The following is a 26911-nucleotide window of genomic DNA, read 5'->3' as shown; positions in this document are numbered from 1 at the left end:
TTGCGCCCATCAGCTCAATCGGCCCACCGGCTGGGCATCGACTAAGAGGGCGTCGGTCGAAAGGTCGCGGACGGTGGCGCGCAGGGTGCGGGCCTGATCGACGGTGAAGAGTACTTCGAGGCGGTCCACCCCGGCGGTGCCGGGCGGATCGAGAACGAAGTTCACCTGATTGCGTTTGCCCAGGGGCCGAAAACTGCTGTCAGCACTCCCGGCGCGGGTGCGCAGCATCCCGGCGGCATCCTCGTAGACTTCGGTGGTCGCCTCGCTGCTCAGTTCTCCCACCACCAGGCTCACCTCCTGCTGGCCGCTGGCGTTGGCCTGCAGGAGGACCGGCTCGGCAGTGGCCGGGTAGGAGGTGCCGCTGGCAAAGATGGGCAGGTACTCGTAGTGGCGGGCATAGGGGTTCCAGTGGCGCAGCGCGTAGGTGTGGCGCAGGAGGTCGTCGAGGCTGCTGTAGTGGGCCAGACTGAGCGCGCCGTGGGCGACGGCCTCGAAGGGCCTGCCAAAATGCACCCGCTCGCGGCCAAAGTAGCCTGTGACGAGTTTCTGGACAGCCGGGATCAAGCTCGTGCCGCCTACCAGCAGCACGTGCTGGATCGCTTTTTTGGCGATGCCCTTGCCGTAGGCTTGATCGAGCACTTCGTCGATCGCCTCGCGCAGCCGCTCCAACAACAGGTTGTGTTCGAGAATCGCCTCGAAGCGCTCGCGGTCGAGGTGGACCTCGAAGGTCTCGAAGCTCTCCTCGTCGAGCCAGCTCTCGCGGGCCTCGCGGTGGGTCGAAAGGCGAATTTTGACCGCTTCGGCCACCAGGAGCAGATTCTGCCAGGCTGACGTTTCTACCTGGGCGCGGCTGAATCCCCGGCGGGTCAGGTAATCTTCAGCGATCCACTGGTCGATATCGACCCCGCCGCAGCCCCAGGGCCGGTCGGACTTGGCCAGCACCTCCGCCCGGTAGGCGCGCTCCCCTGGGCGCAACTTGCTCGTCCGCACCAGCGCCAGATCCAGCGTGCCGCCCCCCAGATCGATGACGAGCACCAGGGCTCCCGGTTCATCGATCGCGTAGCCCAGAGCCGCCGCCGTCGGTTCATCGACCACCACCGGCTCCGGCAGCTTGAAGCGGACGCACACTTCGCGAAGCCAGCGCAAGTAACGCTCGTAAGCGCCCACCGGCGCACTGGCGATGAGCTGGCTGGGGACGATCTGCTGTTGCCCGATAGCGGCGATGAGTTCGCGCAGAAAGAGTTCTGCCACCGTCTCCGGGCCGTACTCGACATTGTCGATCCAGCGCGGCGAAGGGGTAAATTCTTGGGACAGCTCGCGCTTGAAGCCCTGAAATAAACGGGTGCGGTTGCTTTTTTGGGCGGCGTCCCTGCCGATGCAAACCGAACCTCCGGCTTCGACGTAGATGAGCGAGGGCACCAGCGCCGGGCCGCCCTGGTAGCTCAAGCTGAAGGGAAAGACGAGGGTCTCGGCGGTTTTTTTGACCTGATTTTCGATGCAGACGACGGTGTTGGAGGTGCCGAAGTCGATGGCGACGGTGCTCATGGACTCCCTCCCGGCAGCGTGCGGCTCACTTTTGCCTTGCAGAGCACAGCACCGTCGTCGCTCCGGTAGCCCACGAAGCGAACGTAGACCGCCTCACCCGGCACGATCTTCTCGCTGTCGGGCTGGTGGAGGTCGGGGTCGAAGGATACGGGCTGCCAGACCGCCCCGATGGTCCGGTAGCCCCAGTCGGCCATCAGGCTTTCGAGGGGAGCGAGCAGATGCACAAAACTTGCCGCCTTCAGGGCGGGATTTTTGAGGGCGGCCTCGCGCAGGGTGGGAGCCTGCACCAGCAGGGCAAGGAGCTGCCCGGCGGTCTGGGTGCGAAACTGGGCGGTAAGTAGCGCTTTTTGTTCGTCGAGCTGCTGTTGGAGCCGCCGGCACTCCGCCCAGAGAGCGTCGCGGTCGCGGGGGGACCGGGGCAGATCCAGCCTGCCAAAATCACCTAAAAACGTGGGCAGATCCACCGCCAGACCGGCTGCCAGTTGCTGGGCCGCCCTCGTCCGCAACTGGTCTGCTTCTCCCCGGCGCACCAGCTGCACGGCCCGAGCGGATACGCCGCACCGCCGGGCCAGCTGCCGCCAGCTCTCGATACCGACAGACTGCATGTAGCTGCGCAAGAGTGCGTCGTGGCTAGGCATTCCCCTGGTCGAGGCGGTGCGGCAACGATTCGCTCACCTGGGCGGCTCCGTCGTACTCGCTGGTCAGCTCCTGCTTTTCTACCCGGCCCAGGGCATTTTCGAGGGCGGCGGTGATCTCGGTGCAGTGGGAGCCGACAGCGCCGCTCACCTGCTCGGTGATCCGGCCATCTTTGCCGATGACAAATTCGATGCGCTGGTACTCGGCCATCACGCCCACCTCCCGAGCACGACCCGCAACTCACCGGTACCGCTCACTTCTTCGCTCTCGACGCTAAAGCCCTGCTCGGCGGCGGTGGCCAACAGCAGATTGTGGGCATAGCGCTGCTGGACGGGGGCGAGGAACTGTTCGGCTGTGAGCCCCACACCCCAGAAGTCGGCAACCATCTCAAGAGCCTCGCCCTTTTGATAAAAGCCGATGTCGTAGCCGTTCTGGCGGTGGACGACCAGGTCGGCGCGGGTGCTGTTGCCCCGGTAGCCGCGCACCGGGGCGTTCTCGCTTACGGTGTGGCCGAGCTGTTCGAGGGTGGTCCGCAGGACGGCCCGGTTTTTTAGTTGCAGACGGACGGTGGTGAAGTGGGACATGGAGCGCCTCATCGTTACGCTTTTTAAGGATCATCGATCTCGACGGAGTCGAGGCCGTGGCGGGCGGCGATCGCCTGGATCTCTTGGCTGAGTTCGGTGTCGATCGAGGCGGTGCGGGCTCCCGACTGGGCAGCCCAGCGCTTGAGCCGGGCGATCTGCTGGCGGGCGATCGAGGCGAGCGGCACCGTTTGCTCGACACTATGGAATATATCTTCCATCGAGAATTCGCGGCCAGGGCGGCTATTAAAAGCGAGGTGCATCGCATCGACGATCACCTGCTCGATCTCAGCGCCGCTGAAGTTCTGGGTGTGGGCGGCGAGGGCTTTGAGATCGAACTCGCGCAGCCGCTGGGGCCGGAGGCGCTGGAGGTGGACTTGAAAGATCGCCTGGCGCTCGCTCAAGTTGGGCAGGTTGAGAAAGAAAATCTCATCGAAGCGGCCCTTGCGCAAAAATTCCGCAGGCAGAACTTCGACGTTGTTGGCGGTGGCGACGATAAAGACCGGGGTGGTCTTCTCCTGCATCCAGGTGATGAGCGAGCCGAAGACGCGCTTGCTGGTGCCCGAATCGCCCGAAGCACTGGCATCGACGCCGCCAAAAGCTTTGTCCACTTCGTCGATCCAGAGCACGCAGGGGCTCATCGCCTCGGCAATCTGAATCATCTGGCGCACCCGGCTTTCCGATTCCCCGACCAGCCCGCCGAAGAGGCGACCGGCGTCGAGCCTGAGCAGTGGCATCCGCCACTCGCAGGCGATCGTGCGGGCCGAAAGGGATTTGCCGGTGCCCTGGATGCCCACCAGGAGCACGCCTTTTGGGTTGGGCAGGCCGTAGCGCCGCGCCCCTTCGCTGAAGCTGCCCCGCCGCTCGCGCACCCAGCTTTTGAGGTTTTCGAGGCCGCCGACGCTTTTGAGTGAGTCGCGGGCCGGATAAAATTCGAGCACCTCCGTCTGCCGGACGTACTGTTTTTTTTCTTCGAGCACCAGGTCGATGTCACCCTCGCTCACGCGCTCGTTGGCGGCGAGGGCACGGGCCAGTACCCGGCGGATGCGGGTGCGCGAAAGACCCTGGCAGGCACGCACCAGTTGCTCCTCGGCCAGATCTTGAATCTGGTACTGCTCGGCGGGCACGCTCGTGCGCAAAAGGCGGCGAATTTCAGCGGCAGTGGGCAGCGGAAAATCGACGACGACCATCTCCTCGCGCAGCTCGGCGGGCACCGCCACCGTATGGCTGAGCAAGATCACCGTCTTGCGCTTGTCTTTAAGATCGATCGCCAGTTTTTTGAGGGCGCGCACCACCGGATAATTTTGAGCGGCCAGGGGATTGCTGAGCGCCGGGTGCAGGTCTCTGATTAAAAAGAGCACCGGCTCATCGGCGGCGGCGCGCACCTGCTCGAGCGCCTGAATCGCTGCTCCCTTTGCCTGGCCTGTGTCCTCCCAGCCTGCCACCACATCCCAGCGGCGGATGCGGCGCGATGGCCGATCGAGGGCCGCCACCTGTTCGAGGGCCGCCTCCACCGGTCCTTCTTCGGGCGAGACGATGTAGATGAGTGCTGCACGGGCCCGGACGAGCAGATGCAACTGGGCGACGATACCCTCGCCCTCACCGGCTGTCAGTTGAGAATCGACCACCGCTTCTTCCTTGTCCTTTTTCCATACCAAGTATGGCGGAATCGGAGACTGTCCTGCTCACCGGTGCCCCCAGAGAGGATTGCGCCCGTGATGTCGCGCTGTATACATCCCACCTGATAAAAGTTTATTGAAGAGTGGGATCGTGAGATTACAACATCTGTCTTTGGGGACGTTTTTCGGTCCCGCACGGTTAATATGCTGGGGAAAAGTCGTTTCGCATGGACTCAGACGATATGGGATGGCTACAGCGTCTATTTGGTCTTGAAAAACCGCCCCAGGCCGCCGCTGCCCCGGCTCAGGCTCCCACCACCCCCTCCGGTGAGACGGTCGCGCCCGAGCGGGTCGGCCTGCACGGTGAGTACGACCAGAGTGGACTTGCCAAGCGCGTTGCGCTTGCCTTCGACAACGATCCAGAGGTAGATGATATCGACACGATCTACGTTGCCCAGACCGGCAGCACGGTCGTCTTGAAGGGCAAAGTGCCCAACCAGGCCATCCTCACCAAGCTGGTGGCGGTAGCCAGAGGCGTCAACGGCGCAACCGCCGTCGAGACCAACCAGGTAACAGTGGGTTAGGCTTTCAAGCACCTTCAACCCAATTGAGAGGAGAAAGCGAGAAATGCTTTTTCTTTTCTAAGATCCAGAATCCGTGGCAGTTCAGTACGAGGCACGGCTGCTGCAACTTCTGTTCTGCCACGGCTATTCGTAGGTAAGCATTCACGTGCTGGTCTTGACGGAGCGATAACAGACTGTACGCTTTCGGTATGAGTGCGTTACCACCCCTGCCCAGCCGTGACGAGTTATTGCAGATGCCCCAGCCGCAGGCGATTGACTTGTTGCTGGAGTACATTACCCGCCTGGGGGGCATCGTTGAACAGTTGCAAACCCGTCTGGCCACCGACAGCACCACCTCAAGCCGTCCCCCCTCCGCAGACCTCCTCACAAAGCCCGAATCACCCAAACCCAAGCCCGAAGGAGAACCCAAGGTTCCGAAAAGAAAACCGGGTGCTCAGCCCGGCCATCAGGGCAAAACCCGCAAAGGCTTCGGCACCCCAGACCGTTTGGAAGCGGTCTCGCTGGGGGAGTGTCCCCAGTGCGGCGGGAGGCAGTGGCAGACCCTGAGCGTCGAAGCGCGGCAGGTGGCCTGTTTTGCCGAGCGGCCTCTCGAAATCGTCGAGTTTCGCCGCCCGACTGGATGCTGTACGCACTGCCGGAGCACCCACACCCCAAAGTGGCCCAGCCGTCTGGTCGGTCACTTTGAGCTGGATGCCACGCTCATGGCGGTGCTGAGTTGGTTGGGCCACTACGGCCATCTCAGTCTGGACAAACAAGCCGAATTCGTCGAGAGCTTGTGCGGCTGGCGGCCTGCGGTGGGGACGCTGGCGGCAGTCAAGGAGCGCACGGCCCTGGCGGTCGCTGCCAGTGTGCAGGCGGCCTGGCAGCATCTGGCCACTGAGGCGGTGGTGTATGTGGATGAGACGCCCTGGCCGGTGGCTGGGTGTAAAGAGTGGTTGTGGCACTTTGGCAGCGAGCGGCTGAGTCTATTTCATGCCGGGCAGACGCGCTCGCGTTTGGAACTGCGTGGTCGGTTGGGCGAGCGCTTTTGTGGCACCCTCGTCAGTGATGACTTCAGTGCCTACAACGGCTATCAGGTGCAGGCGCAGCAAAAGTGTCTGGCCCATCTGCGGCGGCATTTCAAAAAACTCGCCCTCCATCCAGCCGAGCCAGCAGGCATCGGCGCGGTCTTCATTGAGCTGATTGACGAAGCGTTCAAGCGCTACCGGCAGTGGCAGCAGGACGGGGACAGCGCGAGTTGGCAAAGTTGGGGGCAGCAGTTTCGGGTGCGGGTGGAGCAGGCGATCCGCACCTGGCAACCGAAAGCAGCCTATGCAGGGAGCAAACTGCTGCGCTCGTTGCAGGAGCGCGCTGGGCAGTGGTGGCAGTTTTTGTCGAATCCGGCGGTGCGTCCGGACAACAATCTGTCGGAGCGGAACTTACGCTTGGCTGTGACCCGGCGCAAAGTGTCGGGAGGAAGCCGGTCGCAGGCAGGGTATGCCCAGACGGCGGACTTGTTGAGTGTGATCCAATCGTGTCGGCGGCAGGGCCGCTCGGCGATGGAGTTTTTCGTGCGAGCGTTGCAGGCAACCTATCATGGGGGTTTTGCTCAACCGTCACTGATCCCGGAAACCAGCACCTGAACAGTTACATTCGTAGTAAAAAGGCTACTATGTTTGTATAGATTGCAGCTGATAGAGATGAGGTTCGTCGGTTATGCAAAAGATTGCAGCTGAGTTGGAGGCGTGGCTGGAGCAAGCTGATAGTTCAGCAATGCTCGACCTGGTTTTGGAGTTGAAGGTGCATGAGCCCAAAGTAGAAGGCATCTCGAGAAGCGATCGGATCGCACAGTCGCGTGAAGCTTTCCAGAAAATAGTTGACCCTATTGAAGAAACCATCCGGCGGTCGGGAGGAGAAGTGACATCAACTGCCTGGCTTAATCACACAATTCTGGCGCGTGTCCCAGCACATACAATTAAAAATTTGGCCAGCTTTGACAGAGTAGAGTTTCTCGATTTGCCACATGCCATCAATGTCGATCGGCTGTCACCCTAAAGTGGCAGAAGCGGAAATCCTTCTCCGTCAACATCTAAGCTGTGTGCTCTTAATGGATTACACAAATGTAACAATTTAGTGCGTAATTGGTCGGGTTCTAGGTCTGGTTCGCCTTCTAGTAGAAGCGCAATCAGACCAGTTATATAGGGAGCAGCAAAACTGGTTCCATACCCGCAATCTCCGAAGTCTCCACCTACAGTACAACCATCGACTCCGCGCAGAGTGGTTCCACCTACTGCCACTAGATGCGGACGATGCTCACCATTCTTGAGCGGACCACGACTACTGTAATCCTGAACAGTAACACCTGTTTCGTCAGTAGCTCCAACAACAATAATTCCTTCCGCATCCGCTGGAGAGGTTAAACTGCCTGCAGTAGGACCATTATTTCCAGCACTCTTGACTATGGTAAGTCCATATTGCCACGCAGCGTTACAAGCTCTGGCCTCGCGAGATCGGCCGTCGCTAATCGGTCCAGCACCCCAAGAACAATTCGCAATATGGGCTCCGTCCTCCAGAGCAGATTGAATGGCAAGATTGCCATAAAAATCGTTCCCATTTGAGAAGCGATTGGTCGCAAGAACCTTGTAATTGTAAATTGTTGCATTTGGCGCGATTCCGTCGTATTGATCTGATTGAGCGGCAATAATTCCTGCAACAGTTGTTCCATGAGCATCGGGATTTCCCCAGGGTTCGCGCGAATAATTGCGTTTTTGAATCACACGACCGACGAGAGCGGGATGCTGAAGAGCAACTTCCGAATCAATAACAGCAACGATAATTCCTTTACCGGTTCGTCCAGACGACAGACGAAATTCAGGTGCCTTTGAAGGCAATCCAGGTATGCTCACCTCGGCAGTTAGCTGCCGGGGTAGGTCAAGTTGTTCAATGCTGCGATCCGAAGCGAGTTCCGACAGAACTCGCAGGTCGGCCCAGGTAAGAATGGTGCGATTTAACCAGCACACTTCGCTTGTACGTGCCGAGGCATATGTGTTCAGGCTTGATGTACCGGGCTGGATGAAGGCGCGTGCTCCACGCTCGATCGCCCCGCGCATCACTCCAATCGTTCTGTAGAAGTTCTCCCTGCTCGAACGAATGCTCCTGTCGCGCAGCAACTGTGTTGCTCGCAGAGGCAGTTCCTCGAACTGATTAAGTTCGGCTATTGTTTCTTTGATTTGGTCCCAGGTAGGGCTGTTGCGTATAGCATCAGTTGCTTGTGAGCGTTCGGCAACGACCTCAGAACTATGGGCGAATTCGATCACTGCCGCTGGCGCTTCTAAGGGTATACTTGCTGTACTCGCCACAGCCGACTCAAAAAAAGCCTCAGTGGCTACAGTTGGCAGACCATGCACAATACAGAAAGCATCACTTGCCTTGCTCTCTAAATCAGCACCGTAACGATTATGAACAACCATGCGAGCTTTTGCCAGTGCTTCCGATTCCATCATTCCTCCTCCATAACAACATAGGCAAACTTAAAAAAGTCACATCAGGTAATCGACCATAACGTCGTCGAGTCGTATCTGTCTTTTTCGGACTTAACAGAGAGATGAAAGTGCTCAGTGTGAGGATTGGAGCCGGTGTAGGATCTCCAGGTCCATGCTTCAACCCCACCAATTGGTGAAGAGTTAGCAATTCGTCTATTCCAGATAATGTATTTAATACGCGGGTCACGACTTTGCCAAAGTGCTTGTACAATTGTTCCGGCATTGCAGCCATGGGCGGGATCGTGAGTGACATCACAGGCAGTTACTACACCTATACCCCCATCAACTACCCAAGGGTTGTGATCTGAATTACGTGTTTGATGGCTGGCATCACCGATACAACCATCGCTATCTTTGTCACGTCTAGGAAATTTTGAGTTGATCTGCCCTCGCAGAACTTCAAGGCACTTAGCAACTCGCCAGGGACGCACAGCCTCAACCTCAACTCCAACTATAGGAGTAGACTTTTGCTCAGAGTCATCCGGATCTTGGTGTAGATCGTCAAAAACGCCCTCAGCAGAAGTCCTAGTAGACTCAGCACTTCCAAAAGGAGAGGCTGCAGAAGATATAAGGGTAGATGCTGGAGGCAGGGCCATTTCTCTCAGTGTAGGTCGATCCAGGCCGTTGTCTAGCTTTACAAGCAGTAGATCTTCGCTCAATACTACGGTATCGAGTAGCAGTTGCTCGCTCTGGTTACCACGATCAGTTTGAATACCCTCAAGCACATCTGAGGTAGGAGCCGAGGAGTACTCGATCTTGAAGTATGGCAAGCCAGCAGAGTCAATGGCAACCCAAAATGGGATAGCTTTGAATCCAAAGACGAGATTACTATCACCTTTATAGAAGGTAACAAGCTCATCGTTGCCGGAAATGCTAATGCCAGGAGTGAAAGCTAAAGCTTCCTGAAGGACGCTCAGATCAATGCTTGCGCTGAACCCATTATCACGAAAAGCTCTGACCGAGAAGCTATTGGACTTTAACGTTTCGATGATGCAATAGGCTTCTCCCTCTTCATCCATTTGATCGAACAGCTCGCTGCTTACGTCTGGTTTGCAGGCTTTTAAGTAGCTGGCGGCACTAGTAGTCATGAGTGAGTCTAGCTTGACATTTTGGTAGACGAATTGAATCTCTTTTGAGTTTGAGAAAGCTGTGCTCAGATTTATCGCTCCTACTCCTAAAGTCTTGAGTAGATCTCTCAGTATCCCAAGACCAAAGCTGAGTTCAAATTTATCTGATTGCTTCCCACTCACATCAGCACCATCTAACTCTTTGGGCTCAGGTGCTGTAGGGCCAGCAGAGATAAGGTCTGTTACTGGCCCAATTAGTTCAATAACCCGATTGCGATTAGGAACTCGAACAAGAACTTGAAGTGGTTTAAACTTTTCGCTAGGATAGCGAATTACATTGTAGCCAACTGATTGGAGAAAATTCACGGAGCCGTCTTTGCACATACCGAAGACCTCGTTAAGTTGAGAAGAACATTGACCTTGAAATGCACCACCAGGGCTGGATTCGATAGATTGCCTCGAGCAATGGAGGACTTACTTCGCATATCGATTCGCTAACGGATAATTCAACTGGCCTAATTTGCTACCTGAACGCTTTCTCAAGTTTGTGAATCGAGAAATCTCTCAATTCTCTCAGCCACTGCTGCGATTGTTCTTCCCCAGTTCGGGTCGGACGCATAGTAAACATTCATCCCATGGTCCTTATTACCAAGTACTGCACCCCTGTAGTATCGACCAGCGGGATCCAGGTACAGGCTGTTGATTTTGCCCATCACAAAATCGACGCATATCTCCCGACTTGGAAAGCCCTTGGAACTTTGGTAGGGCGTGCCGTCAAATGCGCCCCAGCCAAACAAGTTGTTCTTTTCTATGCAGATTCTGGACGTACCCCAGCCAGTTTCTACAATGGCATGAGCGACAATGTATGTCGCATTGATCCCGTACTTGCTCTGAGCATCAATAGCGTAGACACCAAGCCCAGAAAGAAGTGTCCGCTCTCTCGAGTCAAGATATCTATCAAAGAGTTGCGGAGTCAAGCGCGAATTATTCTTTTTGAGCGGCGCGTCGATGCTAAATGGAGAACGTATAAAGCTGAATGCTTCTAAAGCTGCAATTGCAGCAACAGCCTCTGCAGGTTCGCTCGGCACATCTCCATCGTCTTCTCCAACGCTATAAACTTCACTCTCAAGTAAAAAGGTTATTGAAGATGGCTTCGATGTGGATTCAACTATGCACTCGCATGGCAAACCTTCATTTTTTAGAGCAGCAACAAGCTGTTTTTGGTTATCGTTGAAAAGCCGAAGACAGCCATAAGTAGGTCTCAATTTTCCACCAGTTCCGGGATCGCCTGCATGAATTCCCAAACCTGCCCGTCCGTTTTGTGCAGCGTGCAACGCTTGGCCGCTCACAGCAATCAAGGGCAGAAAACCGTATGGACCGTAGGAGTGGTTAGGATAATGTTCATTATCTGTGGGCCGCACTTCGGATACTCGGTAAGTTCCCAGGGGTGTATCCCCATTTTTCCGTAGCGGATCTCGTGACGGATTGCCATTTGCTGCTGCCGCCTGATTATCTGCCTTACCAAGCACAGGGAATGGTCCCGTAATTATCTCATCATTATCGTCAACTAATTGCAGCCTTCCTACCTGCCGTCGATCGTCCGGTAGGTAAACGTGAATCTTTACCATCGTCACTCGCCAGTTCTGTTGTTGTGATGAGTATTAGTTGCGAGAAGTGCAAGTTATGCAATGCATCAGCCAATTTTCACTATTAACTTTTATTTCTGTCTGCCCGGTCCTCCTCAAGGGCAGTAGAGCGTTTCGGCTCCTGTATTTGTGACAGAAGAGAACCGGCTCACAGAGGGCGTTCAGCGCTTTACAAGGGGCGGCACGACGTAGAGCTTTTGCTGAGCGAGAACCGAGTCGATCTGCGCTTCGATCGCCTGGACGCTGCCGTAGGGAGCCAGTTCGTTTCCGCTGGCAGCGGTATGGATATTGAAGTCGCTGTAAGCGCCGCCATCGACCAGATAGAGCCCGTAGTTCTGCATCGCCTCCAGGATGCGAAAGGCAGGGAGCGGGAGATCCGGGTACTGCGCTTTCAAATTCAGGGCGGGATCGAGTTGCACCAGCCCACCGTAGGGAATGAGGCCGTTGGCATTGGGGCTGGTATTGGCGTCTGCGTCGGTGGCGCGGGCCGGGTAGACGATCGCCTTCCAGGTGCGTCTGAAAGGGCCCCCCAGGGCGTGGGGAATGGGCTTGCTCGCATCGGTCACTTCACCTGGACGGACGGTGTAGCCCAGCTCAAAGATCTGAGCGGCGTTCGTGCCTCCCCTGTCGCCCAAAAAAGGCAGGCGAAAAGCGCCGGGCGTATAAAGACAGGCGTAGTCGGCAGCTTTGCCCTGGGCATTGCCGCTGGTCGTGTGGTAGCAAGAAAGTGATTTTTGGGCCACCGGATCGATGAAGACCAGGTGCCCGTCGTAATCTCCTGGCTTTGCCAGGTAATTCAAGGCCCCCGGCATCGTCGTGAGCGTATAGGTACTGCTGGGATAGTTAACGCTCGCCACGGTCTGGGAGTAGGCGCTGCCATCTACTGGGGCTGTCACCCCGACGCCGATGCCGTCGCCGCCGTTCGCCTGGTCGATCAGATCGTACTGGAGCGTGCTCAGGTAACCTGGCGGCAGGGCGACTTTGGGGCTGTTCGCCGGGATCTTGTGATAGAAGGGCGCGTCGCTACTGAGAGGCTGCTGGTAGCTGCCACTCAGCGGCTGAGGCGTGGCGAGGGAATAATCCACCGGTTCGAGGGCCGCCAGCTTGTCAGAGGACAAAGACAGATCGATGCCCACTGACTGGTACATGGCGATGATCGCCTGGCGCAGTTCAGCGTCGCTGGTGGAAACCGGAGCCGCACTGCTCAGGGTGTTCTCGAAGATCTGCTGCGTGGTGAGGCTGCTCGCGGTCGGCATAGCCGGATAGGGCGTCAGGTAAGCACTGAACTCCCCCGGCTCGGAAGTGGGAGCGCTCGGACCGCCGCTAATCGCAATCGCGTCGATCTTGGCGTTCTGGACCACGCCGCTAAAGCCGATATTCAGGCTGCCGCCCGTGACTTTTACGGTGAAGCTCTTCGTAATCGCCGTATTCGCCCCCGCCGCTGCCAGGATGTCGAAGTTGCTCAAAAGCGTCTGACCCTCGGCTGTCACGTTGAACTTGCGCTGACCTGGCTGGGTAAAGTAGGTCTCGGCAAATTTGAGCGAGAGCGTGTACGTCCCGTCCGGCAGCGGAACGTTGTAGCTGAAGCTGCTGCCGTAGCGCTCGGTCTGATAGAGGTACGGGTTCGCCGTGTTTGCAATCGGCACAGCATTCTCGTAGGTCGTGCCGCCGCTGTAGTCAACGTCGCCGCTCCAGTGCCAGGTCTGACCGTCAGAACTCTTGTTCTGATAGGGCACTCCGCCGCAGTTGATGTTGAAAGTCGTAGGCGCAGCATAGGCAGATGCGCAAAAGAACACAAAGACCAGCATCAGGACGCAGAGCGCCCCGCGCAAAGAAAATCGCATATTGTCCCCCTGAACGACGAAGGTGTGTGAACGAAGGATGGGGAGCAGGTATCGCGTTTTTTAGTCTAAAGGTTGGCGAGGGCGAATGACCGGGACAGACGGGGCTAAAGTGAGGGAACGGGCGAAAAACACAAAATCTTCAAACAGGTGTCCGATGACTGTCTATAAGCCAGTTTTCACCCCCTCGCCGCTCCCGCCTTTGCCCTCGATGTACGATCTACCGAGCGAAAATCCCGAGGAGCCTGGCTTGCCTGACGAGTTTCATCACTGGCAACCGCAGCTGCTCAGCCAGACTTTTCGGCCCACTACTTACCCGCCCGAGCAGGTCTTCTGTGCCACCGACCTCAACCTCTACTACGACTCGCTCAACACCAGCTACTACAAGCGGCCCGACTGGTTTGCGGTGGTCGGGGTGCCGCGCCTCGTCGATGCCGGCAGGCTCAGCTACGTACTGTGGCGCGAGGGACGTGCCCCGATCGTAGTGGTCGAATTGCTCTCGCCTGGCACCCTTGAAGAAGACCAGGGGGAGACACTGCGAGACCGGCAGCCGCCCTCGAAGTGGGAAGTGTACGAGAGCATTTTGCGGGTGCCGTACTACGTGCTCTTTAACCGCGAGGCAAATAGCTATAGGCTGTTTCGGCTGGAAGGCGAGCAGTACCGGGAACTGTCCGATGACCGCCTCTGGATCGGAACGTTGGGGATTGGTCTGGGGCTGTGGCAGGGAAAATTTGCTGGGGTGGAGCGCCTGTGGTTGCGCTGGTACGATGCGCGGGGTGAATGGATTTCTACCGATGTGGAGCAAGAGCGCCAGCGGGCTGAGCAAGCCGAACGACTTGCCCGACAGGCTGAACAACGCGCTCAGCAAGCCGAGCAACGAGCCGCCAATTTAGCAGCAAGGTTGAGAGCCCTGGGCGTCGATCCAGATGCCCTTTGAAATATCAACATGCTCACAAAGCTTCTGGTAGCTCGAATCCTGATCAGCCAGAAGGGCTATTGAGGGGCAGGTCGAAGGCGAAGGTACTACCCAGTCCTGGCTCGCTTTCCACCCAGATGCGTCCGCCGTGGGCCTCGATCACCTGGCGGCACAAGTACAGGCCGAGGCCGGTGCCGGTGCTGTAGCTGTCGGCCTGGGCAAAGCGCACGAAGAGAGCCGCCTGCTTTTCGGGGGCGATGCCCCGGCCCGTGTCGCGGACGCTCAGTTGCACGCCGGCATCCTGACACAGAAGGCGCACCTCGACCCGGCCACCGGTGGGGGTGAACTTGAGGGCGTTGTCTACAAGATTGATGATTACCCGGCGCAACTGCTGGCGATCGCAGGGGACGGGAGGCAGATGGTTCGGGGCATCGAGGCTGAGGCTGAGTTTGCGGGCAGTGGCGAGGGTGCCCACCTCTTCCAGGCAACTGGCGGTGAGGGCGACAAGATCGGTCGGTTCCTTGCGCAGGCGCATCCGGCCTGCCTCGTAGCGGTAGATAGTGAGCAAACTTTCGACCAGGCCCAGAAGCTCGCGGTGGCTCTCGATCACGGCGAGCAAGATCTGCTGCTGGCCGTCGCTCAGGGGGCCGTACTGGCCTTCGAGGGTAAAGCCAAGGGTCTGGACGGCAGCCAGAAGCGGCGTGCGCAGGTCGTGGGTGAGGGTGGCGACAAAATCTTCGCGCAGTCTTTCGCTTTCTTTTTGGGCGGTGACATCGCGCACGATCGCGACACCGCCAATGATGCTGCCTTCTGGGATGCGCAAAGGTGCGGCGGCAATCTGGAGGATGCGCAGGGGCGAACCGGGGCGGGCGAGCCGGTAGAGGGCGCTCTCGGGGCTACCGAGGCGGACGGCGCGGGCCAGGACGCTCCGCTCGCTCGGCAGAGTCTCACCGAGGGCGTCGCGCAGGGGCAGAGCCCGCCAGTCGGTGAGGGTGGCCGGTGCGCTGTCGAGCTGTGTCCAGAGGGCGCTGTTGGCGGTGATCACCTGGCCTGACTCCTCGTAGACCAGTACCCCTTCGGTGATCGACTCGATAATCAGCTCCAGCTTGCCCTTCTCAGCGCTCAGGTTGGCGACGAGCCGGCGGTTGGCGGCAGCTTCGCTGCCGATGCGCTGGCGCATCGTCCGAAACGAGTCGATCAATACCTGCACCTCCAGGGCCGTTGCCGGGGCCAGCAACGTAGGGGGCGGATCGAGGGAATTGCCGAGCGCCAGCCCCTGCATCCGCTCGCTCAACTGCTGCAGGGGGCGGCTGATCCGCTCGCTCAGCCAGTAGGCGAAGCCGACAGCTGCGAGGGCGGTGAGGCCGAGGCCCGCCCCAAAGCCCGGCAGGTTGTTGGCGAAGGGGCCGACCAGGGCTTCGGAGGCCGCGCTGTTGACGACTACCCCCCAGCTGGTGCCGCTCACCGGGCTGAAGGCCGCCAGGTCCCCGCTTTCTGGTAAGCGCAGCGTTCCGCGATGGCCCCGGAGTACGGCTTTGACTGGGGCGAGGCGGCTCAAGTCTGCGCCGATGGGTACCGTTCGGGGTTGGGCAGCGAAGGCCAGCGCCTGGGCGGTCTGATCGACGATGGCCACCCGGCGGGTGGGAGTGGCCTGGACCTGCAGCTGGCTGTCGAGCACGTTCAGATCGAGCAGGCCGACTAAGGCCGACCGGGAGAAATCGGGAAAAGCAACCACCACCGCCGCGAGCGGTGCCCCGTCGTAGAGCGAAGGAAACATCGGCGAATAAAAAACAGCAGCGGGCCGGTTGCCAGGCCCAGGTAGAGCAGCAGGAGGCAACAGGCGGCCCAGCCAGAGGGTCGAACGGGCACTGGCCACCACCCGGCGGCGCTCGACCAGCAACAGATGGCGAAAAAGGGGCGTCGTGCTCATCCACTGCGAAAGTGTGCCGCCGGTGGGCCGGCTCGTCGGTGCAGCGCTTGAGCCTGCCGCCCGCTGCACCGGGTCGAGGACAAGATTGAGCTGGTAGCGCAGGTTGGCGGCGAGCAGGTCCGCCAGCCGCTGGTTTTCATCGAGCACCCGCTGTTCGCGCTCCGGCACATCGCGCTGGAGGAGCGAAAATTCGACAATCCCCAGTACCAGCACCGGCACCACCGCCGCCAGGGCAAAGAAGAACAGATACTGGGTGCGCAGCCGCGTGACCATGACCAGGAGCCGGATTCTGCCCTACAGGCTAGCCGAGACGGTACCAAGATGGTTTTTTGGGCGTCCAGGATCATCTGCGCCCGCCCATAAACGCACCGGAAAATTTGTGTTTTACTCAGCGATAGAGGCCGAGCGGTTCGTATTGCAGACGACATTTATGGAGGGGACGACGATGAGCAGCGACTACCAGTCCGTCTGGCGCAAGCGTGCCACCCAGCACGCCGCCCTGCCCACCGATTATCAGAAGCACCCCCACCGCACCTCGGAAGCCGCCGTGCAGATCGAGGACGACCGCACCGGCATGAATGTCGAGACCCTGCGGCGGGCATTTCTCGACAACCTCTACTACATTCAGGGCAAGGATCTGCAGTTGGCCACGCCCTACGACCTCTACATGGCCCTCTCCTACACCGTGCGCGACCGGCTGTTGCAGCGCTGGCTGCATACCCAGGAGGTCTATCTGCAACAAGATGTGCGCTCGGTCTGCTACCTCTCGGCGGAGTACCTGCTCGGGCGGCAACTCGGCAACGCGCTCATCAACGTCGGGCTTTACGAGCAGGCCCGCGCGTTCTTAAAAGAAATGAACCTCGACCTGCGCGATCTGATGGAGCAGGAGATCGAGCCGGGACTGGGCAACGGCGGTCTGGGTAGATTGGCCGCCTGCTTCATGGATTCGCTCGCCTCCCTTGAGATCCCGGCCATCGGCTACGGCATCCGCTACGAATTTGGCATCTTTGCCCAGAGCATCCGCGACGGCTGGCAGGTCGAACAGCCGGATCGCTGGTTGCGCTACGGCAACCCCTGGGAGATCCCGAGGCCGGAGTACTTAGTCGAAGTCAAATTTGGCGGTCACACCGAGGGCTACATCGACCCGGCAGGCCAGTACCGGGTGAGCTGGGTCAACGATCGCTCGGTGCTGGGCACCCCCTACGATTACCCGGTGCCGGGCTACCGCAACGACACCGTCAACACCCTGCGCCTCTGGAGCGCGCGGGCCACCGAGGACTTTAACTTCCAGGTCTTCGACTCCGGCGATTTTGCGCGGGCGGTGGCCGACAAGACCTACTCCGAGAACATCACCAAGGTGCTCTATCCCAACGACAACACCTACCAGGGCCGGGAGTTGCGCCTCGAACAGCAGTACTTCTTCGTCAGTTGTTCGCTGCAGGACATCATCCGGCGCTACCTCTCGTACCACTCCGACTTCGAGAGCTTTGCCGACAAAGTCACCCTGCAGATCAACGACACCCACCCCTCCATCGGCATCGCCGAGCTGATGCGCCTTCTGGTAGACGAGTACCTGGTGGGCTGGGACAAAGCCTGGCAGATCACCCGGCGCGTCTTTGCCTACACCAACCACACGCTGCTGTCCGAGGCGCTGGAGCGCTGGCCGGTGGCGCTGTTTGGCAATCTGTTGCCGCGCCATCTGGAGATCATCTACGAGATCAACCGCCGCTTTTTAGACGAGGTGCGCGAGCGCTTTCCCGAAGACGAGGGCCGCATAGCCCGCCTCTCGCTCATTCAAGAAGGTTCCCAAAAGCAGGTGCGCATGGCCAACCTTGCCTGCGTCGGCAGCCACGCGATCAACGGTGTCGCCCAACTGCACACCGAACTGCTCAAAAAAGACGTGCTCGCCGACTTTTACGCCCTCTGGCCCGAAAAATTTACCAACGTCACCAACGGCGTCACCCCCCGCCGCTTTTTGCTCCTCAGCAACCCAAAGCTGGCGCTGCTCTTGAGTGAGCGCATCGGCCAGGACTGGCTCAAAGACCTCGATCAGATTGGCCGCATCGAATCGCTTGTCGCCGATCCGGCCTTTCGCAGCGCCTGGCAGCAGATCAAAGACGACAACAAGCGCGACCTGGCCGAATACATCCTGCAGTTTAACCAGATCGAGGTCGATCCCGATTCGCTCTTCGATATCCAGGTCAAGCGCTTCCACGAGTACAAGCGCCAGCTTCTGCTGGCCTTTTTTATCGTCACCCTCTACAACCGCCTCAAGCGCCAGCCGGATCTTGAGATTGTGCCGCGCACGTTTATCTTTGGCGGCAAGTCGGCACCGGGCTACGCGATGGCAAAGCTGATCATCAAGTTCATCAACTCGGTGGCGAGGGTGGTCAACAGCGACCCGCAGGTCAGCCGACATCTAAAAGTAGTCTTTCTTGCCAACTACAACGTCTCCCTCGCCCAGCGCATCTATCCCGCCTGCGACCTCTCCGAGCAGATATCGACCGCCGGTAAGGAGGCGAGCGGCACCAGCAACATGAAATTTGCCCTCAACGGCGCGCTCACGATCGGCACCCTCGACGGTGCGAATATCGAGATCCGCGAAAAGGTGGGCCCCGACAACTTTTTTCTTTTTGGCCTCACCGCCCAGCAGGTCTACGATCTCAAGGCGCGGGGCTATAACCCAAGAGACTACTACGATAGCAACGCCGAGTTGCGCGAAGTGGTCGATCGGATCAGCGCAGGCGGTTTTTCAGGGGGCGACACCAACCTGTTTCGCCCCCTGCTCGACTCGCTGCTGTACCGCGACGACTATCTGGTCTTCGCCGACTACCAGGCGTACATCGATTGCCAGGAGCAGGTGAGCCAGGCTTTCCGCGACCGCGAGCGCTGGCTCACCATGTCCATCCTCAACTCGGCGCGCATGGGCTACTTCTCGTCGGACCGCAGCATCCGCGAGTACAGCCGGAACATCTGGCAGAGCGAGCCTGTGCCAGTCGAGCCAGAAAGCCCGGCGATCAGGCCCGCTGCAGAGTAAAGCCCAGACGTAGCAGGCGCACCAGAATCGGAAAATCGGCGTTCTCGCTGCTCAGCCCCGGCCCCCACTGATCCGGGTGGATGAGCCGCTTGCGCTCCAGTTCAAGCCGATTGAGCAGAATCGCCGCCTCCTGCAGGCACTCCTGATAAAGGCTCGGAAACATCTGGGCAACGTGTACCTTGTTGCAGCGATCGATGACGTAGAGCCGCTGCTGCTCCCAGCGCAGATTCTTGCTCGGCAGGCCCATCGCCTTGAGCGTATCGCGGCTGCCTCGATGAGAATAATGCATGGAAAGAATCCTCCCTACCGTACTCGGTAGATGAGCGGGTAAGCGATAGTTGGATAGCCTGCCTGCAACCGTTCTGAATGCTTCCAGAAAAGCTTCCGCCGGCCTCCAGAAATTTCGATAGTGTGAATAGCGCCACAGCGCCAGGATGCACTATGTAATACAGAAAAAACGTCCTGCTACAAACAGGTGCCCAGACACTTTAGATGAGATTAGACCCATTGTAGCTTCGCTTATGCAGATGCAGCCCCATTCGACAGCGACCTGGCCGCTACGAGAGAATACAAAGATGATCACAGCAGAACAGATCAAAAAAGTCCTCGAAGAGCGCCTCGCTGCCAGCTGCGTCAGCGTCGAGGACCGCACCCGCTTTCACGCCGGTCACGCCGGGTCAAACGGGGGAGGCCACTACGACGTGACGGTCGTCTCAGAGCGCTTTGCCGGACTTTCGATGCTGCGGCAGCACCGACTGGTTTACGAGGCGCTCGCGGGCGAGATGGGCCTGAGCATCCACGCGCTCGCCCTTACCACCCTCACCCCCGAGCAGTGGCGCTCGCGCCAGTTGTCTACTTGACCGCTTCGCCCGCGAAAGCCTGCTCGACGAGCGGCTTCAATTCGCCGCGATTGTGCATCTCGATCAAGATGTCGCAGCCGCCGATAAATTCGCCATCGACGTAAACCTGGGGAATCGTCGGCCAGTTGGCGTATTCTTTGACTCCCTGGCGGATCTCGAAATCTTCGAGCACGTTGACTGCCTCGAACGGATAGCCGAGGGAGGAGAGAATCTGGACAGAGGCTGCTGAGAAGCCGCACTGCGGAAACTGGGGGGTGCCCTTCATGAAGATGAGCACTTTGTTATTTTTGACTAAAGAATCGATCTTTTCTTGAACGGACTGGGACATGGTTCAACGCTCCTGGCCATCAATACTTGATCTTAACGCAGCCGGCAGGAACGACCGATGCAGGTAGAACGAATCCGGGCATTGAAGGACAACTATATTTTTTTGCTGAGCGATGCCGCCACGGGCACCGCCGCTGTCGTCGATCCTGCAGAAGTGGCTCCGGTGCTGCGCGCCCTTGAACGGCGGGGGTTGCGCCTGGTGGCCATCTTTAATACGCACCACCACGGCGATCACGTGGGCGGCAACCATGAACTGCTACAAGCCTTTCCTGAGCTGCAGATTTATGGCTCAGCCCAGGACCGGGGCCGCATCCCCGGCCAGAATGTCGAGCTGGCGGATGGCGATACTGTCCACTTTGCAGGCGAGCCGGGGCGTGTCCTGTTCGTCCCTGGCCATACCCTGGGTCACATCGCCTACTATTTCGAGCGCAGCGGCGATCTTTTTTGTGGCGATACCCTGTTTGCCGGTGGCTGCGGTCGCCTCTTCGAGGGCACAGCTGCTCAGATGCAGCATTCGCTTGCCAGGCTTGCGAGTTTGCCAGAATCGACCCGCGTCTGGTGCGCCCACGAGTACACCCTGGGCAATCTGCGCTTTGCCCATAGCGTCGAACCGGGCAACGCCGCCCTCGCCGAACGCCTGGCAGCGGTCGAACACCTGCGGCGGCGGGAAGAGGCGACGATTCCCTCGACGATCGGCCTGGAGCTTTCGACCAATCCGTTCCTGCGCTGGCAGAGTCCCGAATTGCAGCGCTGTACGGGCCAGCATTCGCCGGTGGCGCTCTTTGCGAAACTACGATCGCTTAAAGACCGCTACCTCTACCTTTGACCTCCCCTTCTGATTTCCAACCCCCAAAACCTCACTTACCTGGCTTCGTCTACTGAATCCCGCCAGAGGGCGATGCCGCCTAAAAGGCCATTGATGTTCGAGCTGATCTGAATGTGGGGCGGCAGGTCCAGCTTGACGTACAGGGCGTTGCCGCCGCCGATGTAGCAGGCATCAAAGCCAAAGAGCGCCTCAAAGTTGGTGAGGGCAAGGGCAAGCGCCTGGTTCCATTTCTTTTTGCCCTTCACCTGCAGAGCAGGGTTGCCCAGGTGCTGCTCGTAGGTCTTGCCTTCTAAAAAAGGCTGGTGGGCAAGCTGGAGGTTCGGAAACAGTCTGCCGTCGGCAAACAGTGAGGAGCCCAGGCCAGTACCGAGGGTGATCACCAGTTCGACCCCCCGGCCCGCGATCGTTCCCAGCCCCTGCACGTCGGCGTCGTTGGCCACCCGCACCGGCTTGCCGAGGGTTTGGGCAAGGACGGCATCGAACTGGAAGCCGATCCAGTCGGGGTGCAGGTGGGCGGTGAGGGTACGGCCATTGCGCACCACGCCCGGAAAGCCCACTGAGACGCGCTCGAAGGGGCCGAGGGCTTTGCTCAGTTTTTGAATAATGGCAACGACCGCTTCGGGGGGAGCGGGCCGGGGAGTGGCCTCCCGCACCCGCTCTGTGAGCGGCGAGCCGTCGGCAGCGAGCACCAATGCCTTGATGCCGCTGCCACCGATATCGACGGCGAGGGTCCGGGGAAATGTACTCTGCTCGGCAATCACGGGTGAGACGGGCGGGCTGGAGGTATTTTATTCGCTGAGTGGCTGGGACGGGTCCGGGCTGTTGCTGCGCCGCAGGGGCAATTCGGGCACCAGCAGGCCCAGGAGCAGGGCCACAGCGGCGAGGGGCAATCCGGCCCGGTAGACGCGGGCAATCCCTTCGGCGAAGGCGTGCTTGATCGCCGTTTCGACAGCGGCAGTAACCTGCCGGCGCTGGGCGGCATCGAAGCGCGGTGGGGCCAGGCGGGATCTGAGGGCAGCCAGCTCGCCTGTCACGGCACTGCCGCCGTTGCGCAGCCGTTCTGGCGTGAGATGAATGGCCAGATCCGCAGGCAGGTGCTGGGCGATGGGTGCGAGGTTGGCGGTCAGAGCGGTGCTCAAGCAGGCGACCAACAGCGAGCCGTAGACGGCGGCGCTGATCGTCTGGCCCAGTTGGGAGAAGAAGAGCCGTCCGGCGGTGGCGACGCCCACATCTTTGAACGGAACGGCATTTTGCAGGGCGAGGTTGAGCTGCGGAAAGGTCGCCCCGGCTCCGAGGCCGAAGACGGCAAGAGCCACCCAGATCTGAAGGGCGCTGGTGGCAGGACCGATCCAGCTCAATAAAAAGAAGCCCGAGCCCATCAGCACAAGCCCGGCCAGCATCGCCGCCTTGTAGCGCCCGGTGCGCTGGACGATGTTGCCGGTCATAAAGGAACTCACCATCAGGCCGAGGGATTCGGGGATCAAAGCGGCACCGGCCTGGGTGGCCGTCGCCGACTGGACGTTGACCAGAAAGACCGGCAAAAACAAGATGGCGATGATAAAGACCGAGCCCATGAGCACCGAGATCGCACAGAGCAGGCTGAAGACGGGGATGCGAAAGAGCGACAGGGGCAAAATTGGCTCCTTGGCCCGCTGCTCGACCCCGATAAAAGCAGCCAGGCCGACGGCGGCCACCGCCAACAGGCCCAATTTGAGCAGTGACATCCAGGAGTGGTTCTCGAAACTGAGGGCGACGAGCAGGGGCACGACTGTCAGCAGCAGCAACAGCGCCCCAGCAAAGTCGATGCTGCGGCTAAGACCACTGTCGAGGCGGGGCATAAAGCTCAGGATAAAAAACAGCGCCAGCGTGCCAAAAGGCAGGTTGATAAAGAAGATCCAGTGCCAGCTCAGGGTATCGGTGAGTACACCGCCCAAAAGCGGCCCGACGATGCTGCTCAGGGCAAAGACAGCGGCGATCAGCCCCTGGAGGCGGGCCCGATCCGCCGGTACGTACAGATCAGCGGGAATCGTGAGGGCAACGGCCATAATCACCCCGGCTCCCAAACCCTGCAACCCGCGAAAGCAGACCAGCGCCAGCATGGTAGGCGACAGCCCACACAAAAAAGAACCAAAAAGAAATTCAGTGATCCCCAAAAGCAGGATGATCTTGCGGCCATAGAGATCCGAGAGCTTGCCCGCGATGGGCAGGATCGCTGTACTCACGAGCAGGTAAGCCGCCGAAGTCCAGGCAAGCAGATCCAGCGCCCCCAGATCGGCGACGATCTTGGGCAGGGCGGCGACAACGACAGTCTGATCCAGTGAGGTCAGAAACAGAGCGAGGAGCACCGCTCCCATCACCAACCGCTTGGTACGCTCGTCGAGGGTGGCCGCGTAATCGACGGCACGCGGAAGTTGCAAGCGGCATCCTTTGATACAAACTTTTCAATCATAGACGCCCCACCCGCCCCCGACCGGGGAAGCAGCGCGCCTATTTGCTCTTGCCGCCTTTTTGCTGAGCAGCAACCGAGTCGCGGTAGGCTTTGAGTTTTTCAAGCTCGGGGGTGTACTTGCTGTCGAGTTCGGCAGCCTTTTCCATCGACGCCACTGCATCGTCGAGCCGCTTTGCATCGACCTGCTCGGCAGCCAGGTTGTTGTAGGAGGCAGCGAGCGGCGAGGTGGTGCGCTCGCGCATCCCCTTGTCGTAGGTGCGGGCAGATTCGAAGTTTTCGACGGCGATGGCCCACTTCTTCTGTTTGACAGCCTCACCCGCCACATTGTAGTGAGCCGCCGCCAGGTTCTGACGCGCCAGTTCGTACCCCGGCTCTACCGTCAGCGCCTCCCGGAACGCCTCGACCGCCTCGGCATTTTTGCCGTCTTTTTGCAGTTCGACGCCCTTGTTGTTGGCAGCGACAGCCTTGTTGTGGTTTTCGGCCTCCTCGACCTTGCGCTTGAGTTCATCCTGGGCGGCTGGATCTTCGCTGGGCTTTTGCTGTTGCTGTTGCGGATTGTTAAAGGTACTTCCCGGTCCCTTGTCCACCGCCTGTTGGGCCAGCAAGGGCGCAGCAGCTGCCGCCAGGAAAACCGCACTGAGCAGGCTTACCCAGCCTGACACTTGCCGTTTTTGCATGAGTCTTCTCGAAAACACAGAGCAGCCCTATGATATCGTCCAGGCTGCCCTGCCGTGCATTGCAGGCGGCCTCGGGTGCTGGAGCGAGCAGGTGATCGAAGGTGGAGCCGTATTCGATGCGAGCGGAGCCTACCGCTACCGCCTCTGGCGGCGCTGGGATCAGGAGCGTCCGCTGCTGGTATTTGTACTTTTAAACCCGAGCACCGCCGATGCCCACCGCGACGACCCGACACTCCGCCGCTGCCTGGCATTTGCTAGAACCTGGGGCTACGGCGCGCTGGAAGTCCTCAACCTGTTTGCCTGGCGCAGCAGCGATCCCCGTGGACTCACCTGTACCCCTGATCCGGTCGGTCCTGACAACGACCTGTACCTCCTCGCCGCCTGCCAGCCGCAACGACCGGTGATCCTCGCCTGGGGCAACTGGGGCAGTTTGCAAAACCGCAACCGCTCAGTTCTGAATTTGATCGCAGGGAGCAGGCTCTATTGCCTGGGCCGCACCCGCAGCGGTCAGCCTCGCCATCCGCTCTATCTAAGCGCTCGCCTCGAAGTGGAACCGTTCGACGAATGTCTAGAGTTTATGAAGTCGGTAGAATCGCCCCTTGCCAATCGGTAGAATGACGGTTGACAGCTTCTTTTAGATCGATCCCCCCATGAACATTGCCAAGATGTCTTCTTCAGAAGGTCCAGCCTTTACGATCGCAGCTGACGTGCTCTACCGCCAGGTGGGCGACGAGGCGATCTTGCTGCACGCCTCGACCGGCAACTACTACGCCCTCAACGAGACGGCTATCTACCTGTGGGAAGGGCTGTGCAGCGGCCAGCCCCAGGCGGGTGTCGAGCGCGTCCTCGCCGAGTACGAGGTCGAGCCTGAACAACTTGAGCGCGACCTGCAGGCGATGCTCTGCGAGCTGACTGCCCGTGGCATTCTCGTTCCCCGTTCATGAGCGTCCGCAACCGACTGGAGTGCTGGTACCTGCGCGCCTGGGCACTGCTCGCCCTCGGGCGCGTCGATCGGCGGTTGCACGCCCTGGCGGTTGCAGCTCTGGCGGAGGCAGAACCTGTCTTTCCCCTTCCAGCTTTAAGTGACCACCAGTTGCAGCAGATCCATCGGCGCAGCGCGGCCCTGGCCTGGGCTGCCCGCTACCATCCCGCTCAGGCGCGCTGTCTGCACCGCTCGATCGCTCTTTACGGCTGGCTGCGCGCCCAGGGGATCGCTGCGCGCCTGCAGATTGGCTGGGCGGGCGCGCTGGGCCATGCCTGGGTGTGCTACGGCGAGTGCGTACTCAACGACGCCGCCGATGTGGCGAGCCGGACGCCGCCCCTGCTCAAATTGCCCAGGCAAATATAGGTGCTTTGTCACGATTTGCCTGTATTTGAAAAAAGCTTCACAGCAAGCAAGTAAAAGCAAGCTAGGATACTTGTAGCTTCCCTCCCGCCTGCTATCGTGTCTTTTTTCTCGACTATCTCCGGTCCTCCGGCACCGTCCGCTGCCTTGCCCCAAAGGAGCACGGGGGCAGTGGAGCGTTTTTTGACGGATGGGACGGTGAACGAGGAGCAGATTGCGATCTTGCGGGATCAGCACCTGAGCGCCTACGCCTTTAGCTCTCTACCAAAGAACCATCCGGCCCGCGCCGCCCTGCGCGGCGACTACATGCAGGCGGCGGCCCGCCAGTTGCACTTCAAGGCGATGTTGCTGCCGCTGGTGCGCGCCTGGCAAAAAGCCGGGATCGCGGTGCTGTTTTTTAAAGGCTTTTATCTGGCGGAGTGCATCTACGATCTGCCCGGCCAGCGTTACTTTCAGGATGTGGATATTTTAATCAAGCCAGAACAGATAGGCGAGGCGTCGCGTCTGGCCCAGGGGCTGGGCTGGAGCGAGAGCTGGAACCAGCGCGAGGTGATGCAGCCGTGCAACCATGTGGCGCTGCACCTGCTCAGCGCCGACGGTCTTATCGAGCTGGATGTCCACCACCGCATTTTGCACACCTATACGCCCTGGCATCATCTCCAGCAGCGGATCACAGAGCAAGCCTGGCAGCGGGCGCACCTGCAAGCTTGGGAGGATAGCCGCTTCTGGGTGCTCGATCCGACAGATTCGCTGCTCATCGGCCTGGTCCTCAACCGCTGCTGGTCGCTCGATCGCTGGCAGATCAAGGCCCACGACCTGCTCGATCTGCGGCTGCTGGTGCGCAAGTTCGGCCTGACGCGCCGGACGGTGCTCGAACGGGCGGCTGTCCTGGGCTGCGAGCGCACGGTCAAGCTTTTTTTGCAGCGCTGCGATCCGTGGACTGACACTTTAGATCTGAGCGAGCCGACACCGGGCACACTCCGGCGCTGGGAACTCGCGATCGTGCCTGAGCGCGGTCATCTGGGCTGGGAGCGGTTGTTGGGACAGCTGTACCGGCCCGGTGTGCTTGCGGATCTGTGGCGCGAGTGGCCCCACCTCTGGCAGCTGCGTACCCGCTTGCGCCGGGGCACCCCGGTTCGCCAGTTGTTGGACCAGATTGCGGCCCGACCGGGTGTGCTCCCGCCGGCGCACCTGCCCTGCCACCGGATCGTGAGGGGCATCCGCTGGGGAATTCGTCTGCTCGGGCTGCCGGCAGCCGAGGCCCATCTTACGGGCACCCTCGCCCTTTTTGCGGCGCTGCGGCGCTGGGGCTATCCGGCGGTCTTCTGCCACAAGGAAGGGCCAGGCGGACAGGCTTCCTGTTGGGTTGAATTAAATGGCCGCATCGTCCATGCCTGGAAAGAGCCTGCCGCCTTCGATCCGCCCGTGGACGCTGCCTCCGGTGGCTGGCGCTATCCGTCCCAGATTTAAGGGCCGTGCCCCAACAGCAGCGGCAGGGCGTGGT

Annotated in this window: 26 protein-coding genes; 11 read left to right on the top strand and 15 right to left on the bottom strand. The window is 59.7% G+C overall.

Annotation, left to right across the window (positions count from 1 at the left end; genetic code table 11):
- Positions 1–9 precede the first annotated feature (9 nt).
- Genes GKIL_RS14960 through GKIL_RS14940 form a run of 5 tightly spaced genes read right to left on the bottom strand, consistent with a single transcriptional unit; the run spans position 10 to position 4390 of the window.
- Entirely contained in the window at positions 10–1545 is a 1536-nt protein-coding gene (locus tag GKIL_RS14960; RefSeq protein ID WP_023174556.1) for an Hsp70 family protein, read from the bottom strand.
- On the bottom strand, positions 1542–2150 hold the full coding sequence (locus GKIL_RS14955; protein ID WP_187293824.1) for an XRE family transcriptional regulator: 609 nt from the start codon (positions 2148–2150) through the stop codon (positions 1542–1544). The genes GKIL_RS14960 and GKIL_RS14955 overlap by 4 nt, the downstream gene beginning before the upstream one ends.
- A gap of 25 nt (positions 2151–2175) precedes the next feature.
- Positions 2176–2391, bottom strand: a complete 216-nt coding sequence (locus GKIL_RS14950) for a DUF2997 domain-containing protein (RefSeq protein ID WP_023174554.1) — start codon at positions 2389–2391, stop codon at positions 2176–2178.
- Positions 2391–2765: a DUF1257 domain-containing protein gene (locus GKIL_RS14945; RefSeq protein WP_023174553.1), complete on the bottom strand. Its 375-nt coding sequence runs from the start codon at positions 2763–2765 to the stop codon at positions 2391–2393. The genes GKIL_RS14950 and GKIL_RS14945 overlap by 1 nt, the downstream gene beginning before the upstream one ends.
- Before the next feature lie 23 nt (positions 2766–2788).
- On the bottom strand, positions 2789–4390 hold the full coding sequence (locus GKIL_RS14940; protein ID WP_023174552.1) for an AAA family ATPase: 1602 nt from the start codon (positions 4388–4390) through the stop codon (positions 2789–2791).
- Between the two features lie 233 nt (positions 4391–4623).
- Here GKIL_RS14940 and GKIL_RS14935 point away from each other — a divergent pair, with 233 nt between their 5' ends.
- The 3 genes from GKIL_RS14935 (at position 4624) to GKIL_RS14925 (ending at position 6999) form a co-directional block, all read left to right on the top strand.
- A complete protein-coding gene (locus tag GKIL_RS14935; RefSeq protein WP_023174551.1) occupies positions 4624–4965 on the top strand; it encodes a BON domain-containing protein in 342 nt (113 codons plus the stop codon).
- Positions 4966–5153: 188 nt separating this feature from the next.
- Positions 5154–6587: an IS66 family transposase gene (gene tnpC, locus GKIL_RS14930; protein WP_023173055.1), complete on the top strand. Its 1434-nt coding sequence runs from the start codon at positions 5154–5156 to the stop codon at positions 6585–6587.
- A gap of 73 nt (positions 6588–6660) precedes the next feature.
- On the top strand, positions 6661–6999 hold the full coding sequence (locus GKIL_RS14925) for a hypothetical protein (RefSeq protein WP_023174550.1): 339 nt from the start codon (positions 6661–6663) through the stop codon (positions 6997–6999).
- Here GKIL_RS14925 and GKIL_RS23710 read toward each other — a convergent pair.
- From GKIL_RS23710 to GKIL_RS14910, 4 genes are all read right to left on the bottom strand, one after another.
- Positions 6996–8447: a S8 family peptidase gene (locus tag GKIL_RS23710; RefSeq protein ID WP_071824819.1), complete on the bottom strand. Its 1452-nt coding sequence runs from the start codon at positions 8445–8447 to the stop codon at positions 6996–6998. The two genes, GKIL_RS14925 and GKIL_RS23710, sit on opposite strands and share 4 nt — an antisense overlap.
- Before the next feature lie 41 nt (positions 8448–8488).
- Positions 8489–9937 (bottom strand): gasdermin, encoded by a 1449-nt coding sequence (locus GKIL_RS24875; protein ID WP_023174547.1) that lies wholly within the window; start codon positions 9935–9937, stop codon positions 8489–8491.
- Positions 9938–10092: 155 nt separating this feature from the next.
- Positions 10093–11181, bottom strand: a complete 1089-nt coding sequence (locus tag GKIL_RS24245) for a glucosaminidase domain-containing protein (RefSeq protein WP_023174546.1) — start codon at positions 11179–11181, stop codon at positions 10093–10095.
- A 179-nt stretch (positions 11182–11360) separates the two neighbouring features.
- Positions 11361–13043: a malectin gene (locus GKIL_RS14910; RefSeq protein WP_023174544.1), complete on the bottom strand. Its 1683-nt coding sequence runs from the start codon at positions 13041–13043 to the stop codon at positions 11361–11363.
- Between the two features lie 154 nt (positions 13044–13197).
- On the opposite strand from GKIL_RS14910, the gene GKIL_RS14905 reads away from it, so the two are divergent.
- The gene (locus GKIL_RS14905) at positions 13198–13977 is read left to right on the top strand and encodes a Uma2 family endonuclease (RefSeq protein WP_023174543.1); all 780 of its coding nucleotides are present in this window, start codon (positions 13198–13200) and stop codon (positions 13975–13977) included.
- A gap of 43 nt (positions 13978–14020) precedes the next feature.
- Here GKIL_RS14905 and GKIL_RS14900 read toward each other — a convergent pair whose 3' ends face one another.
- On the bottom strand, positions 14021–16159 hold the full coding sequence (locus tag GKIL_RS14900) for a sensor histidine kinase (RefSeq protein ID WP_023174542.1): 2139 nt from the start codon (positions 16157–16159) through the stop codon (positions 14021–14023).
- A 172-nt stretch (positions 16160–16331) separates the two neighbouring features.
- On the opposite strand from GKIL_RS14900, the gene GKIL_RS14895 reads away from it, so the two are divergent.
- The gene (locus GKIL_RS14895; protein ID WP_023174541.1) at positions 16332–18923 is read left to right on the top strand and encodes a glycogen/starch/alpha-glucan phosphorylase; all 2592 of its coding nucleotides are present in this window, start codon (positions 16332–16334) and stop codon (positions 18921–18923) included.
- On the opposite strand, the gene GKIL_RS14890 is transcribed toward GKIL_RS14895, so the two are convergent.
- On the bottom strand, positions 18904–19212 hold the full coding sequence (locus GKIL_RS14890) for a hypothetical protein (RefSeq protein ID WP_023174540.1): 309 nt from the start codon (positions 19210–19212) through the stop codon (positions 18904–18906). The genes GKIL_RS14895 and GKIL_RS14890 overlap by 20 nt on opposite strands.
- Positions 19213–19498: 286 nt before the next feature.
- On the opposite strand from GKIL_RS14890, the gene GKIL_RS14885 reads away from it, so the two are divergent.
- The gene (locus GKIL_RS14885) at positions 19499–19783 is read left to right on the top strand and encodes a BolA family protein (RefSeq protein ID WP_023174539.1); all 285 of its coding nucleotides are present in this window, start codon (positions 19499–19501) and stop codon (positions 19781–19783) included.
- Here GKIL_RS14885 and grxD read toward each other — a convergent pair.
- Entirely contained in the window at positions 19776–20111 is a 336-nt protein-coding gene (grxD, locus tag GKIL_RS14880; protein ID WP_023174538.1) for a Grx4 family monothiol glutaredoxin, read from the bottom strand. The two genes, GKIL_RS14885 and grxD, sit on opposite strands and share 8 nt — an antisense overlap.
- 57 nt (positions 20112–20168) lie before the next feature.
- Here grxD and gloB point away from each other — a divergent pair, with 57 nt between their 5' ends.
- Positions 20169–20936 carry a hydroxyacylglutathione hydrolase gene (gloB, locus tag GKIL_RS14875; protein ID WP_023174537.1) on the top strand — a complete coding sequence of 256 codons (768 nt, stop codon included), beginning with the start codon at positions 20169–20171 and terminating at the stop codon, positions 20934–20936.
- 35 nt (positions 20937–20971) lie between these two features.
- Here gloB and GKIL_RS14870 read toward each other — a convergent pair whose 3' ends face one another.
- The 3 genes from GKIL_RS14870 to GKIL_RS14860 all read right to left on the bottom strand — a co-directional run bounded on the left by GKIL_RS14870 (position 20972) and on the right by GKIL_RS14860 (position 24062).
- The gene (locus tag GKIL_RS14870) at positions 20972–21694 is read right to left on the bottom strand and encodes an ROK family protein (RefSeq protein ID WP_041244830.1); all 723 of its coding nucleotides are present in this window, start codon (positions 21692–21694) and stop codon (positions 20972–20974) included.
- Positions 21695–21724: 30 nt separating this feature from the next.
- The gene (locus GKIL_RS14865) at positions 21725–23353 is read right to left on the bottom strand and encodes an MDR family MFS transporter (protein WP_023174534.1); all 1629 of its coding nucleotides are present in this window, start codon (positions 23351–23353) and stop codon (positions 21725–21727) included.
- A gap of 70 nt (positions 23354–23423) precedes the next feature.
- Positions 23424–24062, bottom strand: a complete 639-nt coding sequence (locus GKIL_RS14860; RefSeq protein WP_144080407.1) for a hypothetical protein — start codon at positions 24060–24062, stop codon at positions 23424–23426.
- On the opposite strand from GKIL_RS14860, the gene GKIL_RS14855 reads away from it, so the two are divergent.
- The 4 genes from GKIL_RS14855 to GKIL_RS14840 all read left to right on the top strand — a co-directional run bounded on the left by GKIL_RS14855 (position 24061) and on the right by GKIL_RS14840 (position 26877).
- On the top strand, positions 24061–24675 hold the full coding sequence (locus GKIL_RS14855) for a DUF1643 domain-containing protein (RefSeq protein WP_023174532.1): 615 nt from the start codon (positions 24061–24063) through the stop codon (positions 24673–24675). The genes GKIL_RS14860 and GKIL_RS14855 overlap by 2 nt on opposite strands.
- A 52-nt stretch (positions 24676–24727) precedes the next feature.
- Positions 24728–25006 carry a PqqD family protein gene (locus tag GKIL_RS14850; protein WP_041244827.1) on the top strand — a complete coding sequence of 93 codons (279 nt, stop codon included), beginning with the start codon at positions 24728–24730 and terminating at the stop codon, positions 25004–25006.
- Positions 25003–25410: a lasso peptide biosynthesis B2 protein gene (locus tag GKIL_RS14845; RefSeq protein ID WP_023174529.1), complete on the top strand. Its 408-nt coding sequence runs from the start codon at positions 25003–25005 to the stop codon at positions 25408–25410. The genes GKIL_RS14850 and GKIL_RS14845 overlap by 4 nt, the downstream gene beginning before the upstream one ends.
- Positions 25411–25578: 168 nt before the next feature.
- Entirely contained in the window at positions 25579–26877 is a 1299-nt protein-coding gene (locus GKIL_RS14840) for a nucleotidyltransferase family protein (protein ID WP_023174528.1), read from the top strand.
- Positions 26878–26911 lie beyond the last annotated feature (34 nt).

Source organism: Gloeobacter kilaueensis JS1 (genome assembly GCF_000484535.1).
GTDB classification, from domain to species: domain Bacteria; phylum Cyanobacteriota; class Cyanobacteriia; order Gloeobacterales; family Gloeobacteraceae; genus Gloeobacter; species Gloeobacter kilaueensis.
The sequence above is the reverse complement of the archived record's forward strand: the minus strand, read 5'-3'. Positions and strand labels throughout refer to the sequence as shown.

Excerpts from the sequence above, each read along its gene's own strand:
- GKIL_RS14925 (WP_023174550.1), top strand. The coding sequence starts at position 6,661 with ATGCAAAAGATTGCAGCTGAGTTGGAGGCGTGGCTGGAGCAAGCTGAT.
- GKIL_RS14900 (WP_023174542.1), bottom strand. The coding sequence starts at position 16,159 with ATGGTCACGCGGCTGCGCACCCAGTATCTGTTCTTCTTTGCCCTGGCG.
- grxD (WP_023174538.1), bottom strand. The coding sequence starts at position 20,111 with ATGTCCCAGTCCGTTCAAGAAAAGATCGATTCTTTAGTCAAAAATAAC.
- GKIL_RS14890 (WP_023174540.1), bottom strand. The coding sequence starts at position 19,212 with ATGCATTATTCTCATCGAGGCAGCCGCGATACGCTCAAGGCGATGGGC.
- GKIL_RS23710 (WP_071824819.1), bottom strand. The coding sequence starts at position 8,447 with ATGATGGAATCGGAAGCACTGGCAAAAGCTCGCATGGTTGTTCATAAT.
- GKIL_RS14895 (WP_023174541.1), top strand. The coding sequence starts at position 16,332 with ATGAGCAGCGACTACCAGTCCGTCTGGCGCAAGCGTGCCACCCAGCAC.
- GKIL_RS14945 (WP_023174553.1), bottom strand. The coding sequence starts at position 2,765 with ATGTCCCACTTCACCACCGTCCGTCTGCAACTAAAAAACCGGGCCGTC.
- GKIL_RS14850 (WP_041244827.1), top strand. The coding sequence starts at position 24,728 with ATGTCTTCTTCAGAAGGTCCAGCCTTTACGATCGCAGCTGACGTGCTC.
- GKIL_RS14960 (WP_023174556.1), bottom strand. The coding sequence starts at position 1,545 with ATGAGCACCGTCGCCATCGACTTCGGCACCTCCAACACCGTCGTCTGC.
- GKIL_RS24245 (WP_023174546.1), bottom strand. The coding sequence starts at position 11,181 with ATGGTAAAGATTCACGTTTACCTACCGGACGATCGACGGCAGGTAGGA.
- GKIL_RS14885 (WP_023174539.1), top strand. The coding sequence starts at position 19,499 with ATGATCACAGCAGAACAGATCAAAAAAGTCCTCGAAGAGCGCCTCGCT.
- GKIL_RS14845 (WP_023174529.1), top strand. The coding sequence starts at position 25,003 with ATGAGCGTCCGCAACCGACTGGAGTGCTGGTACCTGCGCGCCTGGGCA.
- tnpC (WP_023173055.1), top strand. The coding sequence starts at position 5,154 with ATGAGTGCGTTACCACCCCTGCCCAGCCGTGACGAGTTATTGCAGATG.
- gloB (WP_023174537.1), top strand. The coding sequence starts at position 20,169 with ATGCAGGTAGAACGAATCCGGGCATTGAAGGACAACTATATTTTTTTG.
- GKIL_RS14950 (WP_023174554.1), bottom strand. The coding sequence starts at position 2,391 with ATGGCCGAGTACCAGCGCATCGAATTTGTCATCGGCAAAGATGGCCGG.
- GKIL_RS14855 (WP_023174532.1), top strand. The coding sequence starts at position 24,061 with ATGAGTCTTCTCGAAAACACAGAGCAGCCCTATGATATCGTCCAGGCT.
- GKIL_RS14955 (WP_187293824.1), bottom strand. The coding sequence starts at position 2,150 with ATGCAGTCTGTCGGTATCGAGAGCTGGCGGCAGCTGGCCCGGCGGTGC.
- GKIL_RS24875 (WP_023174547.1), bottom strand. The coding sequence starts at position 9,937 with ATGTGCAAAGACGGCTCCGTGAATTTTCTCCAATCAGTTGGCTACAAT.
- GKIL_RS14910 (WP_023174544.1), bottom strand. The coding sequence starts at position 13,043 with ATGCGATTTTCTTTGCGCGGGGCGCTCTGCGTCCTGATGCTGGTCTTT.
- GKIL_RS14860 (WP_144080407.1), bottom strand. The coding sequence starts at position 24,062 with ATGCAAAAACGGCAAGTGTCAGGCTGGGTAAGCCTGCTCAGTGCGGTT.
- GKIL_RS14905 (WP_023174543.1), top strand. The coding sequence starts at position 13,198 with ATGACTGTCTATAAGCCAGTTTTCACCCCCTCGCCGCTCCCGCCTTTG.
- GKIL_RS14935 (WP_023174551.1), top strand. The coding sequence starts at position 4,624 with ATGGGATGGCTACAGCGTCTATTTGGTCTTGAAAAACCGCCCCAGGCC.